This window comes from Streptomyces sp. NPDC033270 (assembly GCF_055576575.1).
Genome location: NZ_JBVIRA010000004.1, coordinates 225,179 through 243,124 on the forward strand (window position 1 = coordinate 225,179; position 17,946 = coordinate 243,124).

Sequence of the window (17,946 nt, forward strand, 5' to 3'; positions counted from 1 at the left end):
CTCTTCTCACCCCCCCCAAACAGGCAGGGGAACCCCCCCCCCCCCCCCCCCCAAAACCCCCCCCCCCCCCCCCCCCCGGCGCCGGCCGCGGGCCGGCGCCCACAAGAGGCGGAAACACATGCCGGAGGCTAGGAGCAAAGCTCCAGGCACACCCCCACCACACCACCGCCGCACCGATGACCACCCGCCGAACAACCAGGGCGCCACTGGCCGTAACACCAAAGCCCCCCAGCAGCACACCCCTGAAGCACCGAGGCCGCCACCACCCAACGCCCCCAGATCGCATGCCCACGCCGCACACACCACAGCTCCAAGTGAGGGGAGCAGCCACGGCGAAGGGAGAAGAGTGCATGAGCGTGGGCGGAAGAGGTGAGCGGCTTATGTGACAGGCGCATTGCCGACCGACCCATAAGCCGCGGTTCCGTCAAGAGAGCTGGCTACGGAAGGGGTGGGGCCGGGCGGGGCGAGCACTCCGGGCGTGCAGGACGCCATGAGCGGGCCGCCGTACCGCCACCGTCACAGATGCGGGAGCGTGAGCGGACCGGGCCCCTGATACGTAGCTGAGGGGGAGCTGTCTGCTGCCGCGATGTGGCCGAGCCCGTCATGGGCGCTCCGCTCAGCGCGCCACCATCGTGGGCTTCGACTCTGCACCTGGTACTTAGCTACTGACCAGCCGAAGATTCGGGCGCCCCGAGGCGTGCCCAGCTTCCTGTTCCCCGTCGAGAGCCAAAGGCACAAGTCCGAACACGTGCCGGTTCAACTCGTCAACATTCATTTTCAAATCGTCTGCCATTTTGGAAGGCGAAAAGCCTCCGGAGCGAAGCGCAGAGAATACCTTGCTCAGAAGCTGAGACGTTTCACGCACAATCCCATCCGGCTCACCCCGCCGATACCCCATCTGTGACAGTTGCTTGACAGTGGTTCGATACCCCCAGTCGGTGACAAGACCGAGGTCTTTTAGGCGGTACGCCAGCGCAACTGCAGCAACCTTCCATTTTCTCTTCGCACTCAAAATCCTCTTAGAATCTGCATTCTGAAGCACTTGCGCAAGAATTCCAGCTCGCGGCATCAGGAAAGCTGATGCAAACTGCTGCGCTTCTTGTTCAGATTCCGGGCCGTGGGGAATTCTATGAGCCGCATGCATTACGAGATGGCCCAGTTCGTGGGCAGCATCAAACCTGCCCCGCTCTCCGCTTTTTTCGAGGTTCAAGAACACGAACGGAGTCTCCTCTTTCCACCTCAAGGAGAAAGCGTCCACTGCCGCGCAGTCCGCAGCAAGGGAAAAGACTCTTACTCCATGGGATTCGAGGAGGTGAACCATGTTGGGGATTGGAGCTTCCCCCAACCCCCACAGAGCCCGCACCCTCTCCGCGGCCTCCTCAGGGCTCAGATGCGGAAGGGTCGGTACATCCGACTTAGGGAGCGTGAAGCGTTCTTCCATCCAACGGTTGATCTCAACCGCCAACCGGCCGGCACTTCGCGCAGCATCCCTATCAAGTGCACTCATCTTAGAGAGCGCCCGAAACGAAAGAGCGTCAATCTCAATTTCTTCGACCTCTGAGGCAACGAAGAAATCAGTGGGTAGATCTAGTGCCGCCGCAAGCAGTCCCAGCGTCTCAGTCGAGGGCTCTTTATGACCGTTCTCGAATGCGGTCAAACTGCGCACCGAAACGCCGGACTGTTGCGACAATCTGGATAGGGTCATGCGCCTTCGCTTTCGCGCAAGAATTAGCCGCGAGGAAGTCAGCATGACAACCATCTCCATAGGTTAGGTGGGTTAAATTGCTCCCTTGAACTCCACCGGGACGTCGACAATTACGTCTTCCACGGTTTCGTCAAGCCTCTTGATGTCGAACTCCGATCCACGGAACGGGTTGTCCGGAAGGATGATCCGCTCCCGCCAGGTGTCCACGAACTTCCCGTGCATTTCGACCGGCATCGAGAGTTCGAACGAAAGCCCCTCCTTGGTGGACTTGTAAAGGAGGAACCATGTGGGGATCTCGCTGACGTCGGGGGCTTCAAGCCGCTGTCCCGGGACGTGGAACAAGGCAAGCTGCTCGCCGTTACGCTGCACCAGCCTTGCAACAGCAGGACCTTTCGGGTTCTTAGTACGGATGTCTCCGGACCAAGAGGCACCCTCTTCGCCGACGCCCCCTGAAGCACTCACGGCAGTGACGGCGAAGCGCCCCGACGGGTGGATACAGCGGAGGATCTGCTGGGAGTTGCTGTAGGTCCAGCCACGCTGCTCCTGCATCATCTGCTCACGGAAGAAGCGGTTGCAGCGCGACCAGAAGGTGTACCCGGCCATGCCGGGAGAGTCCAGTTCCGTCGAGAGCCTTGCTTCGGCGGACGCCCTACCCAGCGGCGTATAGATGTCGTCGGGCCGAAGTCCGAGGGTATGCAGTCGCTGCTCTGCGTCGACCCCAACGTGGCACACGGCTTCCATGCAGTCCTCCCCGATCTACGTTCCAAAAATCGTACCTCACGCGAGGGCCAAAATTTGGAACCGGGTCTGCTCGAACTTTAGTTCGACATTGAGTTACCGTCAAGTAGTCGGCAGAGCATCGGCGAAGCACGGCAATCCCGAACGGTAGGCATTCTTGGCACGCTGTCCCCAGGGGACGTTCTATACGGAGCTACCGGACCAGAGGACGCAGGTGCCCCCTGCGTGCCCGAACGACCGGGGAACCACGGGGAACACGGGACGGTCGCGGGATGCAGGCAAAGCGTTGGCCCCCGACCGATCTTCCTGGTCAGGGGCCCTTTCGCTGTGCTGAGCCGCGGAGGCTGTGGGATTTGAACCCACGGTGACGTTGCCGCCACGACAGTTTTCAAGACTGTTCCCTTAGGCCGCTCGGGCAAGCCTCCCCGCTGCACCGGCGCGCAGTCGCGCGGGTGTCGCGGGGATCAGACTAGCGCGTCACTTGTCGCCGGTGCGCTGGCCCAGGGTCACTTTGGTGGTGTGCTCCTTGCCGGCGCGCTTGTACGTGAGGGTGACCGTGTCGCCGGGCTTGTGCTGCCAGATCTCGCTGATGAGGGTGGGGCCGCTGTCGATGACCGTGTCGTCGAGCTTGGTGATGGTGTCGCCGGGCTGGAGGCCCGCCTTGTCGGCCGGGCCGTTCGGGGTGACCGCGTCGGAGCCGTTGTTGCCGGTCTGGGCGATGGTCGCGCCGTCGCCGGTGTCCCGCATGCCGACCTGGACGCCGATCTGGGGGTAGACCGGCTTGCCGGTCTTGATCAGGTCCTGGGCCACGCGCTTGGCCTGGTCGATGGGGATGGCGAAGCCCAGGCCGATGCTGCCGGACTGGCCGGACTCGCCGCCCAGGCCGCCGTTGCCCGCCGACTGGATGGCGGAGTTGATGCCGATGACGTTGCCGGCGGCGTCCATCAGGGGACCGCCGGAGTTGCCGGGGTTTATCGACGCGTCCGTCTGCAGAGCGCTCATGTACGAGGCGCTGCTGCCGCCGCCGTCGCTGGAGGCCACGGGGCGGTCCTTGGCGCTGATGATGCCGGTGGTGACCGTGCCGGAGAGGCCGAAGGGCGCGCCGATCGCGATGGTGGCGTCGCCGACCTGGACGTGGGACGACTTGCCCAGGGGCAGCGGGTTGAGGGTGGCGTCGGAGGCGTTCTTGAGCTTGAGCACGGCGACGTCGTAGCCCTGGGCGTTGCCGACGACCTCGGCGTCGTACTTCTTGCCGTTGGAGAACGTCGCGGTGAGCTTGCCGCCGCCGGCCGCGCTGGCGACGACGTGGTTGTTGGTGAGGATGTGGCCCTGCTTGTCGTAGATGAAGCCGGTGCCCGTGCCACCCTCGCCGGTGGCACCCTGCGCCTCGATCGTCACGACGCTCGGCAGCGCCTTCTGCGCTATGCCCGCGACCGAGGTGGGCTTGCGGTTCAGCGCGCCGGCGTCACCGGCCGCGGAGACCGTCGTCGAGGCGCTGTCGTTCTGGCCCGCGGCCCAGAAGCCGATGCCGCCGCCGATCCCGCCGGCGACCAGTGCGGCCACCAGGACGGCGGCGATCAGGCCGCCGTTGCGCCGCTTGGGGGCGGGGCTGTCGGGCGGCGCGCCCCAGGGGTGGCCACCGTACGGGGGCTGGCCCCAGCCGCCACCGGACGAGCCGTGGCCGGCGGTCGCGTACGCGGGGATCTGGGCGGTCTGCTCGGCTCCGGTCGCGGGTTCGCCTCCGGGGTGGGCCGGGTCCGGGGCGTGCCCGGGGGAGCCCGGGGCACGTTCCTGCTCACCGGGGCCGCCGCCGAGGGGACCGGCGACTGTCGGGGCGAAGGGGGGCGGCGGGGGCGCCGCGGCGGGCGCGTGGGGAGCCTGGGCGCCGGAGGCGGACGCGGGGGCGCGGTCCGACTGCGGCCCGGTCGGCGGCGTGGCCTCCGGCGGGACGGCGGCTCCCTCGTTCTCGGTGCTCACAGCTCTCTCCTCAGCTTCACGCGGGCCTTACGGTCCCGTACCGGGCCGGCGGTGCCCGTACGGGGTCTTGCGGGTGTACAGCTCCTCGCCGCGGGTCCACCGGGAACCCGTGCCCCGTCACCCAGGATTCAGGATCCGGACGATCCGGGCGAGTCCCGGTGGGCCGGTCCAGGGCCGAAAGGCCGGACCGGCCAGTACGGACAAGTCTGTGTCCCAGCCTTGCCCACCGCGCGTCAGAGCGCCGTAAGCCGAGGCTGTGACTGTCCCCTCATTCTTTATGTCGGACAAAACAGACGCATGGCCTGTTCCGTGCCCCGGGGGTACGCACCGGCGGCCGGTCGGCGACGGAATGGCACGATAACTCGGTGACATCTGTACGCCCCGCCCAGGACACCCGTCCGGATCGTCCGACGATCTCCGTCGTAGCCCATCGAGGTGCCTCCGAGGATGCCCCGGAGCACACCCTGGCCGCCTACCGTAAGGCGATCGAGGACGGTGCGGACGCCCTGGAGTGCGATATCCGGCTCACCGCGGACGGCCATCTGGTGTGCGTCCACGACCGGCGGGTGAACCGCACCTCCAACGGGCGCGGCGCGGTCTCCGCCCTGGAGCTCGCCGATCTGGCCACCCTCGACTTCGGATCGTGGAAGGAAGGCGCCGAGGACGGGTACGGGGAGGCGCCGGACCGGCAGCACGAGGACCCCGAGCGGACGTCCGTGCTGACGCTGGAGCGGCTGCTGGAGCTGGTCGCCGACGCGGACCGGCGGGTGGAGCTGGCGATCGAGACCAAACACCCGACGCGCTGGGCCGGACAGGTGGAGGAGCGGCTGGTCGAGCTGCTCGACCGGTTCGGTTATGCGAAACCGGCCAAGCGCACCGATTGGACCTCCCCGGTCCGCGTCATGAGCTTCTCGGCGCGCTCACTGCACCGGCTGCGGGCCGCGGCGCCCGGTATCCCCGGCGTCTACCTCATGCAGTTCCTCACCCCCCGCTACCGCGACGGCCGGCTGCCGATCGGCGTGGGCATCGCGGGCCCGGGGATGCGGATCATCCGGGCGCACCCGGAGTACGTCGCCAAGGCGCACCGCGCGGGCCACCGCGTCCATGTATGGACGGTCAACGACGCCGCGGATGTCGAGCTGTGCCAGGAGTTGGGCGTGGACGCGGTCATTACGAACCGCCCCAAACAGGTGCGAAGGCAACTCGGCCTTGGCTAAAGCCCATCACAGGGTGTGCACCGGCGCATTCGACTCGTATTCGATCGTGTCTAGTGCGTCACTGCGTGCCGCTTGGCCGGTTTCCGGTCCAGTCCATTGGGGCATTCATCCCGTGGCGTGGGGCAAAGGAGGTCTCGGGGGTGGCGTTGGTGATGGCACAAGAGGTGCCGACGTCGTCGATCATGGCCGTACCCCATGGCCCAGCGGGTGTGGGCATGGCCAGGCGACGCATGCGAGAAGAGCTGTTGGCAAGCGGAGTTCAGGACAATGTCGTCGACGACGCGGTGCTCATCCTTTCGGAGCTGCTGAGCAATTCGTGTCGCCATGCGCGTCCGATATACGAAAGCGGATCACCGGGCTCCGCAAGAGCCGTGGCGGGTGACACGTCGCAGACGCCGCCCAAGGACGCTTCGCCGGGCGCCCCGTTGGCATCCGTACGCGCGTCATGGCGTGTCGACGCACAGGGCCGGCTGACCGTCGCGGTCACGGACGGCGGCGGCCCGACCCGACCACTTCCGGCCACTCCGTCGGTCACCGCACACGGCGGCCGCGGGCTGGCGATCATCCGGTCGCTCGCCAAGGACTGGGGCGTACGCGACACCACGGCCGGTGAAGTGACGGTCTGGGCGGTGCTCTCCCTTCAAGGCGCGTTCGCTACGCGCGTGGAGCTGACGCCCGACATGCCGTCGTCGGTCACCGCCGGCGGGCGGCCGGTGATGCCGCTGGGGCCGGCCTTCGCGGACCTCGACGACCTGACGTAGCGGCCGCGCGCCGGGCGCGGGGCTCTCGGGTGGATGCGGCACGGCCTCCTGACACGGTGCAGGACACGCCAGGGACACCAGGGCGGGACACGGCGTTGTCCACAGCCGAGCGCGACCTCGTACGCGATCCTCTAGGCTCGCGCCGAAACGCGTCCGTACGTCCAGGATCGACCAGGAGAAGCCGTCGCCATGGCCAAGAAGCGCCGCCCTCAGCCCCAGGCCGCAGCACACGCCCGCACCAAGGACGGGGCGCGCGGCGGAGCCGCTGATGAGAACTACCCGGTCGTCGGCGCTCGTGAGCCCTGCCCCTGCGGCTCCGGCCGCCGGTACAAGGCGTGTCACGGGCGACGCGCCGCGCACGCCGCGACCGAGCTGGTGCAGCGCCCCTTCGAGGGCCTGCCCGGGGAGTGCGACTGGGTGGCGCTGCGGGAGCTGGTCCCCGCCGCCACCGCGGAGTTGACGCTCAAGGGCGGGCTGCCCGAGGGCGTGCCCTCCGTGACACTCGCGACCGTACTGCCGATGGCCTGGCCCGCGCTGCGCCGCGAGAACGGCGCGGTGATGCTCGGCGTGCAGAACGACACCGCGTCCGGTGACCTCAGCCGCGGTCTCGCGGACGCCCTGCAGCGCGCACTGGCGACGGAACCGGGCAATCCGGTCGCTGCCGGGCGGCCCTCCCCCGAGGGACCGCGGCTGCAGGATCTGCTCGACCTGGACGCGGATTTTGAGCCGACCGTCCACACCGGGTTCGAGTTCTGGGTGGAGAACGCCGAGAACGCCACGGGAGAGGTCGCCGCCTCCCTGGAGCGGGCCAACGCGGCCGCCATCCCGACCGCCCGGATCCCCGGCCTGGAGGGCGCCTACTGGTGCAAGGCCCCGGAGAAGAACCATCTGCGCTGGGTCACCTCCCACCCCGAGGAGCAGCTGCTGGACGCGCTCGCCCGGCTGCACGCCGCGGGCACCTCCTCGCTCGGCGAAGGCACCCGGCTGGTGGGCTCGTTCCGCGCGCACGGCCTCGTCGTGCCGGTCTGGGACCTGCCCCGGTCGATGGGCGCCGAGGAGGTAGCCAAGCCGGCCGAGGAGTTCGCCGAGCGGCTGGCCAAGGCCCTCGCGACCGACGCCCCGCTGACGCCCGACGAGCGCCGGGCGCGCGGCGGTCTCACCAACCGTCAGATCACCCTGAGCTGACCGTGGGGTTCCCCCTGCACAGAGCTCGGGGGAGGCCTCGGTCGTGGGGACCGTACGGCCCTGGTCGTGGGGACCGTACGGCTCCGATCGTGGGGACCGTACGCCCCTCGGGAGACTCGCGTGACACCGGTCACAACTCCCCGTACCTGCCGGTAAATAGGCGTCCGGAAATCCACGATCGAATTTGCTAACCGCCGATCTCTTGTTACGGTTCTAAAAGCCCGGTCGCTGGTGCATCCCCCGTCGCCAGCGACCGGGCGCTTCCATGTCCGGAACCAGGTATTCCGATCGGCCGGGCCGGCCGTCAGCGGCCCGCGTGCCCCCGCCGGTCCGAACCCCCGCCGCCCGCAGCCGAGTTGCTGCCGGAGCGCAGCAGCAGCCGCTCCCCCGCCGCGTCGGCGATCTCCGCCACCGCTCCGTACGCCTCCCGGCCCCGGCGCACGGTCCCCCCGGCCGGCGTCTCGCACAGGCCCGGGGCGTCGGCCGCCGGCAGGTCGCAGTTCACCTGGACGGTCCCGCCGTCCGGCCGCATCAGGGTCAGCACGGCGCGCAGCGGGCTGCCCGTGATGTTGCGGTAGTACGTGCGCGCCCAGGTCCGGCCGCGCTCGGCGAGTACACAGGTCTGCACCTCGATGCCCTGGGGGGAGGCGAGTTCGGGGCCGCATCGGGTGGTGCGCCCGGAGAGCAGCGGGAGGCCGAGGCCGTCGAGGGGGCCGATCGAGTGATCCGCGCCGGCGGGCTTCTTGCCCGGCTTGGCCCCCACTTCCCCCTTGGCGCCCGTTTCCTCCATACGGCTGTTTTCGGCCTTGGCTCTCGCCCCGGACTCGGCGCCCGACGCCGGCTTGTCCGGCATCGCCGAGTCCGCCGGACCGGCGATCGCGGCGCCCAGCGGAACAGCGATGGCGAGCACCGCCGCCCCGCCGAGGCCGGTCATGCGGAGTTTCTGCGCACGCTGCATGGGCCCCACCTGCGATTGAGTTGCCGCCGACGGCGGCTTGACGGTGGGCCGAACCTATCGGCCGGGAAGGGGCCACCCGGCCGCCCGGACACCCGTTTCCCGTAGTGATCCGGGGCGGTCACACCCGTACGGGTGAACAGGGCGCGGGTCGCCCGGCGGCTCAGTACGCGAGCCGGCTGCCGCCGTCCGGAGTGGCGGTGCTCGCCATGACCAGGGCGTCGACGATGGTGTCCACCTTCGGCAGCCAGGGCGCCGCCGAGATGGCTGCCGGCGGCCGCTCCCAGCGCACCCGGCCGGCACCGATCTGGGACGGCGGGAGCACCACATAGCCGCCCTCCCCGTGGAAGCGCAGCGAGCTGGGCACCCAATCCTGGGAGTACAGCAGCTCACCCAACTCCGGGAGGCCGTAGGGCGATACGAGCAGCGACCAACGGCTGGGGGTGGCCACCACGGGGCCGAGGCGTACGCCGAAGTGGTCCAGGACCGCCAGGGCGCGGGCGCCGGCGACGGCGGGCAGGCTCACCGCGCAGGGCGCGCGGCCGCCGGTGGCCAGCACGACCGGGGCGTCGGGGCGGTTGCTCCACCACCACCGCACCATCCGGGGATCGGTGGTGGCCGCCAGCAGCCCGGGGTCGAAGGGGTGCGCGCCGGGGACCACACAGTCGGGGTCGAGGCAGTGGCACTGACGGGCGGGCCGCTCGGTGAGGCCGAGCCGGGCGCCCGCCGGCTGGCGGCCGCCGGACCTGAGTCCCACACCGGGAAGTACGGGCCACTGCCACTCGGTGGCGCAGTGCAGCGCCGCACCGAGCAACGCCGACCTTCCGCCGCGCCGGAACAGGAGCTTGCGTCGCCTTCCGAGGATCTCGCGCATGAGCGCTCGTTCCTTTCCGTTAACGCCGAGGGCTTCGTCCATCGCACTACAGGGCACTACTGGGCACTACAGGGCACTGCTCACCGGTTCACCTGCGCTTCGCGCCGCGCCGCTTCATGCCGTGGTGTGGCGTCTGTTGCGGCCCGGCAAAGCGCTCCGGGGTCGATCGCGCATCGATCACGCCACGTGGATCTCGGTCACCGCGTGTACAGGGCAGCGCATCACGCCGTACGCCGAGCGGGAAACGTGGCGGGGGGTGGCGCGCGCATGGCGCTTGCGCTTCCGTAGTGCAGTCCCGCCACTTGGGAGTGCGTCGCGGTGGTCGCCCTATGAGACGCCGGTGCCCGCCGGAGAGTTCCGGTGCGGCCCCAACTGGCCCCGCACCTTTCCGATTACGTACCCGCCACTGTGGTGATGACGCGCTGCTGATCGCCGTCAGTCGACATCAAATTGACGCTCCGGGGGCTGTTTTCAGGCCAATCTACAGACCTCGTTGACACCACAAACCCCATGGGGACAGTGCTGGACATCACATCGCTGGTGCGTGTACATGTGGAGCATTGATAGCGGAGCAACATGACATGGGGGTTTGCGATGCTATTGAGGACTTTGCGCGGCCAAACGTACCGCACAGCATCACTCAACGAAATGCCACACCCTCTACCAAACTCCCGCCTGACCTGGGGTAATGACTGTCGCGACGATAGCCGCCAGTCATGACCGCGCCCCACGTACCGAAAGTGGCTGGAATCGAACCAGCTCTTCCCGCCCCCACGCACACTACGGACCCGCGCGTGGCGCAGGCCCCCGCGGACCCCGCCGCCCGCGCCCCCTCCGGCACCTCGTCGGACGGCGTGTCCGGCACCCTTCCGGCCACCCCCCAGGGCGCCGCCGCCCTCCCGTCCGGCACCTCCCCCGAAGCCTCCGCCATCGATCAACTCGCCGCGATCCAGGACCGGCTGGCCGGCTGGATCTCCGACCTGAGCACCCTGCACGACCTGCTCGAACAGCTCGTGCGCACCCGTACGCTCAAGGACGCGCTCCACGAGCTGCTGCGGGCCGGCGCCTCACTGGTCGGCGCCCGCCGCGGCATGGTCGTGCTCGCACCGGCCGACGGACTCGGCCCCGAGACCACCGTCGGCCTCGGCCTGGGCCACGCCGAGATCGGCCACATCGAGACCATCCCGCGCCGCGCCCTGTCGTACGCGCGGATACTGGACGGCCTCCCCGAGCCGGGCGCCGACGGCGAGGACACCTCCGAGATCGCCGAGCCCGACATCCCCGGCGAGAAGGACCTCGACCCCCGCCTGCGCGAGGTCGCCGCCCGCCTCGGATACGCCGCCAGCTACGCCGTCCCGCTCACCGCCGACCCCATCGGCCGGACCGGCGCGGCGGTCTGGCTCTACGACGAACCGGCCGAGCCGACCGAACGCCAGCGCCACCTCGTCGGCCTCTACCGCGCGCACGCCGCCGAGCACCTCGCCCGCCTCCTCGAACTCCACCGCGCCCGGCAGGCCAACCGCACCCTCCGCGAGGAGCTGCTGCCGCGCCGGCTGCCACGGATCCCCGGCGTACGCCTCGCGGCGCGGCACAGCAGCGGGCCGCGTGGCGGCGGCGACTGGTACGACGCGCTGCCGCTGCCCGACGGCGCGCTGGGCCTGGCCATCGGTTCGGTGACCGGCTCCGGGCCGAGCGCGGTGGCCGCCATGGGACGACTGCGGGCGTCGCTGCGCGCGTACGCGGTCATGGAGGGCGAGGACCCGGTCGCGGTCCTCTCCGACCTCGAACTGCTGATGCGGCTGACCGAGCCGGCGCGCAGCGCCACCGCGCTGTTCGCCTTCACCGAGCCGCCGCCCGGCGCGCCGGGCGGGCCGCCGGCGCCCCCGATGCCCGGCGGTATCACCGATCCCTTCGCCCGCAAGGTGGTGCTCGCCGGGGCCGGCCACTGCCCGCCGTTGATCCTCGGCGATCTGCGGACCGAGTACGTGGAGACCTCGCTGTCCGCGCCGCTGGGCATGCTGGGCTGCTGGGAGGCGCCGAGCGTGGAGATCGAACCGGCCGGCGGGGAGACCCTGCTGTTCTACAGCGACGGGCTGCTGCACCGCACCGGTGAGCCCATGGACCGCGCCTTCGCCCGGCTGCACGCGGCCGCCGCGGGCGTCCCCCGGGCGAGCCGCCATGATCCGGAGGCGGTGGCCGATCACATCGTGCGCGCGATGCTGCCGCGGGGCCTGGAGGACGAGTCGTCGGAGGAGGACGTGGTGCTGCTGGTCGCGTACTTCGAGGAGTAGCGCGACGCACTACAAGGAGTAGCGCGGCGGAACGCCTCCGAAACCGTGCGCCTCATGGCCTGAATGCCCGAGAAGTCACACCTTCTTCCCCCTGGACGGCCTTCCATCCGCACATACGATGGAATGCGGTTCAGTCTTAAAAGGAGGCATAGTGACCGACGAGCTCACGCCGGAGACCCCGGACGAGGACGAGCAGCCGATCAAGCAGCGCAAGAACGGCCTTTACCCGAGTCTCTCGGACGAGCTCGCGGAGAACATGAAGGGTGGCTGGGCCGACACCGAGCTGCGCGATCTGCAGCCGATCGAGCAGGCCCCGAACGCCGCCCGCCGCCGCGCCGCGCTGTCCGCGCGCTTCCCCGGCGAGCGCCTGGTGGTCCCGGCGGGCAATCTGAAGACCCGCTCCAACGACACCGAGTACGACTTCCGCGCCGCGACGGAGTACGTCTACCTCACCGGCGACCAGACCGACGACAGCGTCCTGGTGCTGGAGCCCCGCGAGGGCGCCGACGGCCACGACGCCACGATCTACCGGCTGCCCCGCTCCAACCGCGAGAACGGCGAGTTCTGGCTCAACGGCATGGGCGAGCTGTGGGTCGGCCGGCGCCACAGCCTGACCGAGTCCGAGGCGCTGCTCGGCGTCCCCTGCAAGGACGTACGCGAGCTGGCCGAGGCGCTCAAGGAGGCCACCGGCCCGGTCCGCGTCGTGCGCGGCCACGACGCCGGCATCGAGGCCGCGCTGACCGACAAGGTCACCGCCGAGCGCGACGAGGAACTGCGGGTCCACCTCTCCGAGGCCCGGGCGGTCAAGGACGAGTTCGAGATCCGCGAGCTGCAGAAGGCCGTGGACTCCACGGTGCGCGGCTTCGAGGACGTCGTACGGGTCCTGGACAAGGCCGAGGCGACCAGCGAGCGCTACATCGAGGGCACGTTCTTCCTGCGCGCCCGCGTCGAGGGCAACGACGTCGGCTACGGCTCGATCTGCGCCGCGGGCCCGCACGCCACCACCCTGCACTGGGTCCGCAACAACGGCCAGGTCCGCTCCGGCGACCTGCTCCTGCTGGACGCCGGCGTGGAGACCACCACCCTCTACACCGCCGACGTCACCCGCACCCTGCCGATCAACGGCCGCTACACCGACCTCCAGCGCAAGATCTACGACGCGGTGTACGAGGCCCAGGAGGCGGGCATCGCGGCGGTCAAGCCGGGCGCGGCCTTCCGCGACTTCCACGACGCCGCGCAGCGGGTGCTCGCCGAGAAGCTGGTCGAGTGGGGCCTGGTCGAGGGCCCGGTCGAGCGGGTGCTGGAGCTGGGGCTGCAGCGCCGCTGGACCCTGCACGGCACCGGCCACATGCTCGGCCTGGACGTCCACGACTGCGCCGCGGCCCGTACCGAGGCGTATGTCGACGGCACCCTGGAGCCCGGCATGGTGCTGACCGTCGAGCCCGGCCTGTACTTCCAGGCGGACGATCTGACGGTGCCCGAGGAGTACCGCGGCATCGGCATCCGGATCGAGGACGACATCCTCGTGACCGAGGACGGCAACCGCAACCTCTCGGCGGGGCTGCCGCGGCGGTCGGACGAGGTCGAGGCGTGGATGGCGGGCCTGCTCGCGAAGTAGGCCGCGACACCACCCCGTTCCGTCTCCCGGTGACGTCAGGCGTCGCCGGGAGACGGTCCGTAGGACGGCGCGTCGGCCCGCCGCGCGTACGCGCCCGCGCGGGCCGCCGCCCATACGGCGGTGGCGGCGGACTCGGCGAGGGCGGCGTCGACGGGGCGACGGGCGATCAGGATCCGGTAGTAGAAGGGCGCGCCGAGGGCTGCCAGCACCTCCTCCGGATCCGTCTCCTCGGGCAGCTCGCCGCGTTCGACGGCGCGCCGCACCATCTGTCCGGCCAGCACCAGCCGTTCGTCGAAGAAGGACCGCAGCGCCTGGGCCGCCTGCGGGTCGCGGGCGGCGGCGGAGACCACCGCCTCGATCAGCCGGGTCATCCGCGCCTCCCCGTAGAAGGCGCTTATCGAGCGGGCCAGCACCCGCAGATCCTCCGGCAGCGTGCCGGTGTCCGGCAGCGGCACATCGGCGCTCAGGTCGGTCAGCAGCTCGCAGACCAACCCCTCGGTGCAGCGCCAGCGACGGTAGAGCGTCGCCACGTGGATACCCGACCGCTGCGCGACCTTCTCCATGGTGAGTTCGGCGAAGGTGCCGTCGTCCAACTCCTGTAAGACGGCGGCCAGTACGGCCTGCCGGGTGCGGGCCGTACGCCCGCCGGGCCGGGTCGCGCCCGGGGCATGGTGCGCTGTCGTCACGACGGCTCCGTATTGCAGTGCGGGTTCACGCCAAGTATTGTCCGACAAAGACTAACGCGATTGGCTTCGCGTTAGCCCTGGTGTGCGCTGGTCTCGTTGGGACAGGGGACGCCGCGGGGGAGGTCCTCCCACCGCGAGACCGCGCTGCCCCGGGGCGATTTCCGGCCGGTCGTCAGACCCCCGATGTTCGCCCTGGTTTGACACTCTCAACGGTAGCCCCGGACAGCAACCCCGCATGGCGCCCGGACTTCACGATCCGCCCGCCGTCCAGGACGAGGACCTCCCGCCGCAGCAGCGCCACGTGTTCGCACCGCCGCTCAACGGGAGTTGACGCCGCGGTACACCTCCCAGGGCCGCGCCACCCAGGCCATGACGCCGGACTCCGGGTCGCGGAACCGCACGAACGGGCTTCGTACGCGCCCTCAGGGCTGCTCGCCACCCTTCACCTCACTGCGCCTCCCACCCCTCACCGCACCTCACCGCGCCTCGATGGCGCCGCCATGACGCCGCCGTGGCGCCACGCATGCCAACGTGACACCACAATGACTTGTCATGGCACCACGGTGATGCCATAGTGGAGCCATGGACCTCACGCCCTACGTCGACACGCTTCGGCACCAGCTCGCGGTCGCCGCGGACGCCGGCGGTGACGAGCCCGCGCCCTGGCCGAGCGGCTGACCGGATCCCTGGAGTCGGCCGCCCGGCTGACCCCGCTGAACGCGCTGCGGGCCGCGCGAGCCACCGCTCCCCGCCCAACCACCAGACCACACCGCACGGAGGATGCCCTGTCATGCCCATGAAGACCCGGTCAGCTGCCGCTCCCCCACCCGCCCCGGCCCGGACCACCGCCGCACCGGCGATCACCGCCACCGGCCTGTCCAAGTCCTTCGGCGACAAAGTGGTGCTCGACGGCATCGACCTGCACATCCCCGAGGGCACGGTCTTCGCGCTGCTCGGTCCCAACGGCGCCGGCAAGACCACCACCGTCCAGATCCTCTCCACCCTCATCTCCGCCGACGCCGGCCAGGCGCGGATCGCCGGGCACGACCTGGCCGGCGACGTCGATGCCGTACGTGCCGCGATCGGCGTCACCGGCCAGTTCGCGGCGGTGGACAACCTGCTGACCGCCCAAGAGAACCTGATGCTCATGGCGGACCTGCAGCACCTGCCCCGCCGCGAGGGCCGACGGCGCGCCGCGGAGCTGCTGCACCGCTTCGAGCTGACCGAGGCGGCCAAGAAGCCGGTCGCCGCGTTCTCGGGCGGCATGCGGCGCAAGCTCGACCTCGCGATGACCCTGGTCGGCGATCCGCGCATCATCTTCCTCGACGAGCCGACCACCGGCCTGGACCCGCGCAGCCGCCGCACCATGTGGGAGATCATCCGCGGCCTGGTCGCCGACCACGGCGTCACGATCTTCCTGACCACGCAGTACCTGGAGGAGGCCGACCAACTCGCCGACCGCATCGCCGTACTCGACCACGGCAAGCTGGTCGCCGAGGGCACCGCGGACGAGCTGAAGCGCCTGATCCCCGGCGGCCACATCCGGCTGCGCTTCGGCGACGCGGACGGCCTCCAAACGGCCGCGGCCCTCTTCGCCTCCGCCGCGCGCGACAGCGAAGAGCTCACCCTTCAGATCCCCGGCGACGGCGGCATCCCCACGCTGCGTGCCGTCCTCGACGTCCTCGACAACGCGTCGGTCAAGGCCGAGTCCCTCACGGTGCACACGCCCGATCTCGACGATGTCTTCCTCAACCTCACCGGTCAGACCCAGTCGGGCGCCGGGGCCGACTCCCAGAAGGAGAGCGTGCGATGAGCTCCCTGTCCTACGCCGTCAGCGACTCGATGACCATGCTGCGGCGCAACCTCAAGCACGCCCTGCGGTACCCGTCCATGACGGTGTCGGTCGTCGCGATGCCCCTGGTGATGCTGCTGCTGTTCAACTACGTCTTCGGCGGCGCCCTGGGGAGCGGGATCGGCGCGATGCCCACCGGCGGCGGTGAGTACATCGACTACGTCGCGCCCGGCATCATCCTGATGGCCGCGACCTCCGGCGCCCTGTCCACCGCCATCAGCGTCTGCTCCGACATGACCGAGGGCATCGTCAACCGCTTCCGCACGATGTCGATCTCCCGCGCCTCGTTCCTGACCGGTCATGTCGTCGGCAGCGTCATCCAGACGCTGTTCAGCGTCGCGCTCGTGGTCGGCGTCGCGCTGCTGATGGGCTTTCGCCCCGACGCCACCGCCGTGGAATGGCTCGCGTTCCTCGGCGTCATGATCCTGCTCATCCTGGCGCTCACCTGGCTGTCCGCCGCTATGGGCCTGATCGCCAAGACCGTCGAGACCGCCAGCAACATGCCCATGCCGCTGACGTTCCTGCCCTTCCTCGGCAGCGCCATCGTCCCGCCGGAGTCGATGCCCACCGGGCTGCGCTGGTTCGCCGAGTACCAGCCCTTCACCCCCGTCATCGAGACCCTGCGCGGCCTGCTCATGGGCACCGAGATCGGCAACAGCGGGATCGTCGCCCTCGCCTGGTGCGTCGGCCTCACCCTGGTCGGCTACCTGTGGGCGCGCTCGGCCTTCAACCGGGACGCCAAGCGGTGACTCCCCCGCCCCACCGGCCACTTCGCACCCTTGCGCACCGCGCCGGGCACCACGCCTTAGCCCACCGCATCTGACCCCGTATCCGGAGGACACCATGCACAACGAACCGTCGACGAACGCGCCCGAGACGACCGCCGGGGACCCGGCACCGCTCTCCGAGCTGCCGATCAACCGCCCCACCGGCTGCCCCTTCGACCCGCCCGCCGAACTGGCGCAGCTGCGCGAGGAGCAGCCGCTGCGCCGGATGACCTACCCCGACGGCCACGTGGGCTGGCTGGCCACCGGCTACTCCACGGTCCGCGCGATCTTCGCCGACCCCCGTTTCAGCGCACGCTACGAGCTGATGCACTATCCGCTTCCCGGCGGCCCCGAAGGCGGCCTGCCCCCGGCACCGGTCGGCGACATGACCGGCATGGACGCCCCCGAGCACACCCGCTACCGCAAGCTGCTCGCCGGCAAGTTCACGGTCCGGCGGATGCGCGCACTGACCGATCGCGTGGCGGAGATCACCGCGCAGCACCTGGACGCGATGGAACGCCAAGGCGGCCCGGTGGACCTGGTGCAGGCGTTCGCCCAGCCCGTCCCGGCCCTGATGATCTGTGAACTGCTCGGCGTGCCCTCGTCCGAGCGGGAGACCTTCCAGCGGCAGACGCACACGATCACCGACCTCAGGGCCACCGACGAGGAGCGGTACGCCGCCATGACGGGGATGGGGGAGTATCTGCACGCGCTGGTGCTGGCCAAGCGTGCCGAGCCCACCGACGACCTGCTCAGCGACCTGACCACCAGCGATCTCACCGACGAGGAACTCACCGGCCTGGGCGGTTTCCTGCTCGGCGCCGGCCTCGACACCACCGCCAACATGATCGCGCACGGCACCTTCGCGCTGCTGAGCAACCCGGACCAGTTCGCCGCCCTGCGCGACGATCCGGACCTCGCCGACCGGGCCGTCGAGGAGCTGATGCGCTACCTGACCATCGCCCACACCTCCCTCAAGTCGGCGCTGGAGGACGTCGAGCTGGACGGCCAGCTGATCAGGGCCGGCGAGACGGTCACCATGTCCATGGAGGCCGCCAACCGCGACCCGCGGCGCTTCCCCGACCCCGACAGCCTCGACCTGCACCGCAAGGCCACCGGCCACCTCGGCTTCGGCCACGGCATCCACCAGTGCCTGGGCCAGCAACTGGCCCGTGTCGAGATGCGCGTCGCCCTCCCGGCGCTCGTCACCCGCTTCCCCACGCTGCGCCTGGCCATCCCGGCCGACGAGGTCCCGCTGCGCACCTTCTCGAACATCTACGGGGTGCGCCGGCTCCCGGTCACCTGGGACAAGGAGTAACC

15 protein-coding genes and 1 tRNA gene are annotated in these 17,946 nt (G+C 70.0%); 8 read left to right on the top strand and 8 right to left on the bottom strand.

What is annotated here, in order from left to right:
• Window positions 1-658 precede the first annotated feature (658 nt).
• The 4 genes from ACZ5XZ_RS09180 to ACZ5XZ_RS09195 all read right to left on the bottom strand — a co-directional run bounded on the left by ACZ5XZ_RS09180 (window position 659) and on the right by ACZ5XZ_RS09195 (window position 4,420).
• Window positions 659-1,765: a helix-turn-helix domain-containing protein gene (locus ACZ5XZ_RS09180; protein WP_468975643.1), complete on the bottom strand. Its 1,107-nt coding sequence runs from the start codon at window positions 1,763-1,765 to the stop codon at window positions 659-661.
• A 12-nt stretch (window positions 1,766-1,777) separates the two neighbouring features.
• Entirely contained in the window at window positions 1,778-2,446 is a 669-nt protein-coding gene (locus tag ACZ5XZ_RS09185; protein WP_468975645.1) for a hypothetical protein, read from the bottom strand.
• Between the two features lie 335 nt (window positions 2,447-2,781).
• A tRNA-Ser gene (locus tag ACZ5XZ_RS09190) sits at window positions 2,782-2,868 on the bottom strand.
• Window positions 2,869-2,920: 52 nt separating this feature from the next.
• Window positions 2,921-4,420 carry a S1C family serine protease gene (locus ACZ5XZ_RS09195; RefSeq protein ID WP_468975648.1) on the bottom strand — a complete coding sequence of 500 codons (1,500 nt, stop codon included), beginning with the start codon at window positions 4,418-4,420 and terminating at the stop codon, window positions 2,921-2,923.
• Window positions 4,421-4,785: 365 nt separating this feature from the next.
• Here ACZ5XZ_RS09195 and ACZ5XZ_RS09200 point away from each other — a divergent pair, with 365 nt between their 5' ends.
• Window positions 4,786-5,637 carry a glycerophosphodiester phosphodiesterase gene (locus ACZ5XZ_RS09200; protein WP_468975650.1) on the top strand — a complete coding sequence of 284 codons (852 nt, stop codon included), beginning with the start codon at window positions 4,786-4,788 and terminating at the stop codon, window positions 5,635-5,637.
• A 58-nt stretch (window positions 5,638-5,695) separates the two neighbouring features.
• On the opposite strand, the gene ACZ5XZ_RS09205 is transcribed toward ACZ5XZ_RS09200, so the two are convergent.
• Window positions 5,696-5,821 carry a hypothetical protein gene (locus ACZ5XZ_RS09205; protein ID WP_384484945.1) on the bottom strand — a complete coding sequence of 42 codons (126 nt, stop codon included), beginning with the start codon at window positions 5,819-5,821 and terminating at the stop codon, window positions 5,696-5,698.
• Between ACZ5XZ_RS09205 and ACZ5XZ_RS09210 the strand changes: the two genes are divergently transcribed.
• Together ACZ5XZ_RS09210 and ACZ5XZ_RS09215 are read left to right on the top strand one after the other, a co-directional pair.
• Window positions 5,778-6,398, top strand: a complete 621-nt coding sequence (locus ACZ5XZ_RS09210) for an ATP-binding protein (RefSeq protein WP_468975652.1) — start codon at window positions 5,778-5,780, stop codon at window positions 6,396-6,398. The genes ACZ5XZ_RS09205 and ACZ5XZ_RS09210 overlap by 44 nt on opposite strands.
• A 189-nt stretch (window positions 6,399-6,587) precedes the next feature.
• Window positions 6,588-7,583: a DUF5926 family protein gene (locus ACZ5XZ_RS09215; protein WP_468975655.1), complete on the top strand. Its 996-nt coding sequence runs from the start codon at window positions 6,588-6,590 to the stop codon at window positions 7,581-7,583.
• 304 nt (window positions 7,584-7,887) lie between these two features.
• On the opposite strand, the gene ACZ5XZ_RS09220 is transcribed toward ACZ5XZ_RS09215, so the two are convergent.
• A complete protein-coding gene (locus ACZ5XZ_RS09220) occupies window positions 7,888-8,541 on the bottom strand; it encodes a hypothetical protein (protein WP_468975657.1) in 654 nt (217 codons plus the stop codon).
• A 160-nt stretch (window positions 8,542-8,701) separates the two neighbouring features.
• Window positions 8,702-9,412: a bifunctional DNA primase/polymerase gene (locus ACZ5XZ_RS09225; RefSeq protein ID WP_468975660.1), complete on the bottom strand. Its 711-nt coding sequence runs from the start codon at window positions 9,410-9,412 to the stop codon at window positions 8,702-8,704.
• A 716-nt stretch (window positions 9,413-10,128) separates the two neighbouring features.
• Between ACZ5XZ_RS09225 and ACZ5XZ_RS09230 the strand changes: the two genes are divergently transcribed.
• Both ACZ5XZ_RS09230 and ACZ5XZ_RS09235 read left to right on the top strand, forming a co-directional pair.
• A complete protein-coding gene (locus ACZ5XZ_RS09230) occupies window positions 10,129-11,703 on the top strand; it encodes a PP2C family protein-serine/threonine phosphatase (protein WP_468975663.1) in 1,575 nt (524 codons plus the stop codon).
• A gap of 151 nt (window positions 11,704-11,854) precedes the next feature.
• Window positions 11,855-13,321 (top strand): aminopeptidase P family protein, encoded by a 1,467-nt coding sequence (locus tag ACZ5XZ_RS09235; protein WP_468975666.1) that lies wholly within the window; start codon window positions 11,855-11,857, stop codon window positions 13,319-13,321.
• Window positions 13,322-13,356: 35 nt separating this feature from the next.
• Here ACZ5XZ_RS09235 and ACZ5XZ_RS09240 read toward each other — a convergent pair whose 3' ends face one another.
• Complete coding sequence (locus ACZ5XZ_RS09240; RefSeq protein ID WP_468975669.1) at window positions 13,357-14,007, bottom strand: TetR-like C-terminal domain-containing protein; 651 nt, start codon at window positions 14,005-14,007, stop codon at window positions 13,357-13,359.
• Window positions 14,008-14,797: 790 nt separating this feature from the next.
• Here ACZ5XZ_RS09240 and ACZ5XZ_RS09245 point away from each other — a divergent pair.
• The 3 genes from ACZ5XZ_RS09245 to ACZ5XZ_RS09255 all read left to right on the top strand — a co-directional run bounded on the left by ACZ5XZ_RS09245 (window position 14,798) and on the right by ACZ5XZ_RS09255 (window position 17,944).
• On the top strand, window positions 14,798-15,820 hold the full coding sequence (locus ACZ5XZ_RS09245) for an ATP-binding cassette domain-containing protein (protein WP_468975672.1): 1,023 nt from the start codon (window positions 14,798-14,800) through the stop codon (window positions 15,818-15,820).
• Window positions 15,817-16,608 (top strand): ABC transporter permease, encoded by a 792-nt coding sequence (locus ACZ5XZ_RS09250; protein WP_468975675.1) that lies wholly within the window; start codon window positions 15,817-15,819, stop codon window positions 16,606-16,608. Before ACZ5XZ_RS09245 ends, ACZ5XZ_RS09250 begins: the two co-directional genes overlap by 4 nt.
• A 94-nt stretch (window positions 16,609-16,702) precedes the next feature.
• Complete coding sequence (locus ACZ5XZ_RS09255; protein WP_468975677.1) at window positions 16,703-17,944, top strand: cytochrome P450; 1,242 nt, start codon at window positions 16,703-16,705, stop codon at window positions 17,942-17,944.
• Window positions 17,945-17,946 lie beyond the last annotated feature (2 nt).

Bases quoted from the DNA above. Each gene is read 5' to 3' on its own strand.
- ACZ5XZ_RS09215 (WP_468975655.1), top strand. From the start codon at position 6,588: ATGGCCAAGAAGCGCCGCCCTCAGCCCCAGGCCGCAGCACACGCCCGC.
- ACZ5XZ_RS09250 (WP_468975675.1), top strand. From the start codon at position 15,817: ATGAGCTCCCTGTCCTACGCCGTCAGCGACTCGATGACCATGCTGCGG.
- ACZ5XZ_RS09180 (WP_468975643.1), bottom strand. From the start codon at position 1,765: ATGGAGATGGTTGTCATGCTGACTTCCTCGCGGCTAATTCTTGCGCGA.
- ACZ5XZ_RS09245 (WP_468975672.1), top strand. From the start codon at position 14,798: ATGCCCATGAAGACCCGGTCAGCTGCCGCTCCCCCACCCGCCCCGGCC.
- ACZ5XZ_RS09230 (WP_468975663.1), top strand. From the start codon at position 10,129: ATGACCGCGCCCCACGTACCGAAAGTGGCTGGAATCGAACCAGCTCTT.
- ACZ5XZ_RS09185 (WP_468975645.1), bottom strand. From the start codon at position 2,446: ATGGAAGCCGTGTGCCACGTTGGGGTCGACGCAGAGCAGCGACTGCAT.
- ACZ5XZ_RS09225 (WP_468975660.1), bottom strand. From the start codon at position 9,412: ATGCGCGAGATCCTCGGAAGGCGACGCAAGCTCCTGTTCCGGCGCGGC.
- ACZ5XZ_RS09220 (WP_468975657.1), bottom strand. From the start codon at position 8,541: ATGCAGCGTGCGCAGAAACTCCGCATGACCGGCCTCGGCGGGGCGGCG.
- ACZ5XZ_RS09205 (WP_384484945.1), bottom strand. From the start codon at position 5,821: ATGATCGACGACGTCGGCACCTCTTGTGCCATCACCAACGCCACCCCC.
- ACZ5XZ_RS09255 (WP_468975677.1), top strand. From the start codon at position 16,703: ATGCACAACGAACCGTCGACGAACGCGCCCGAGACGACCGCCGGGGAC.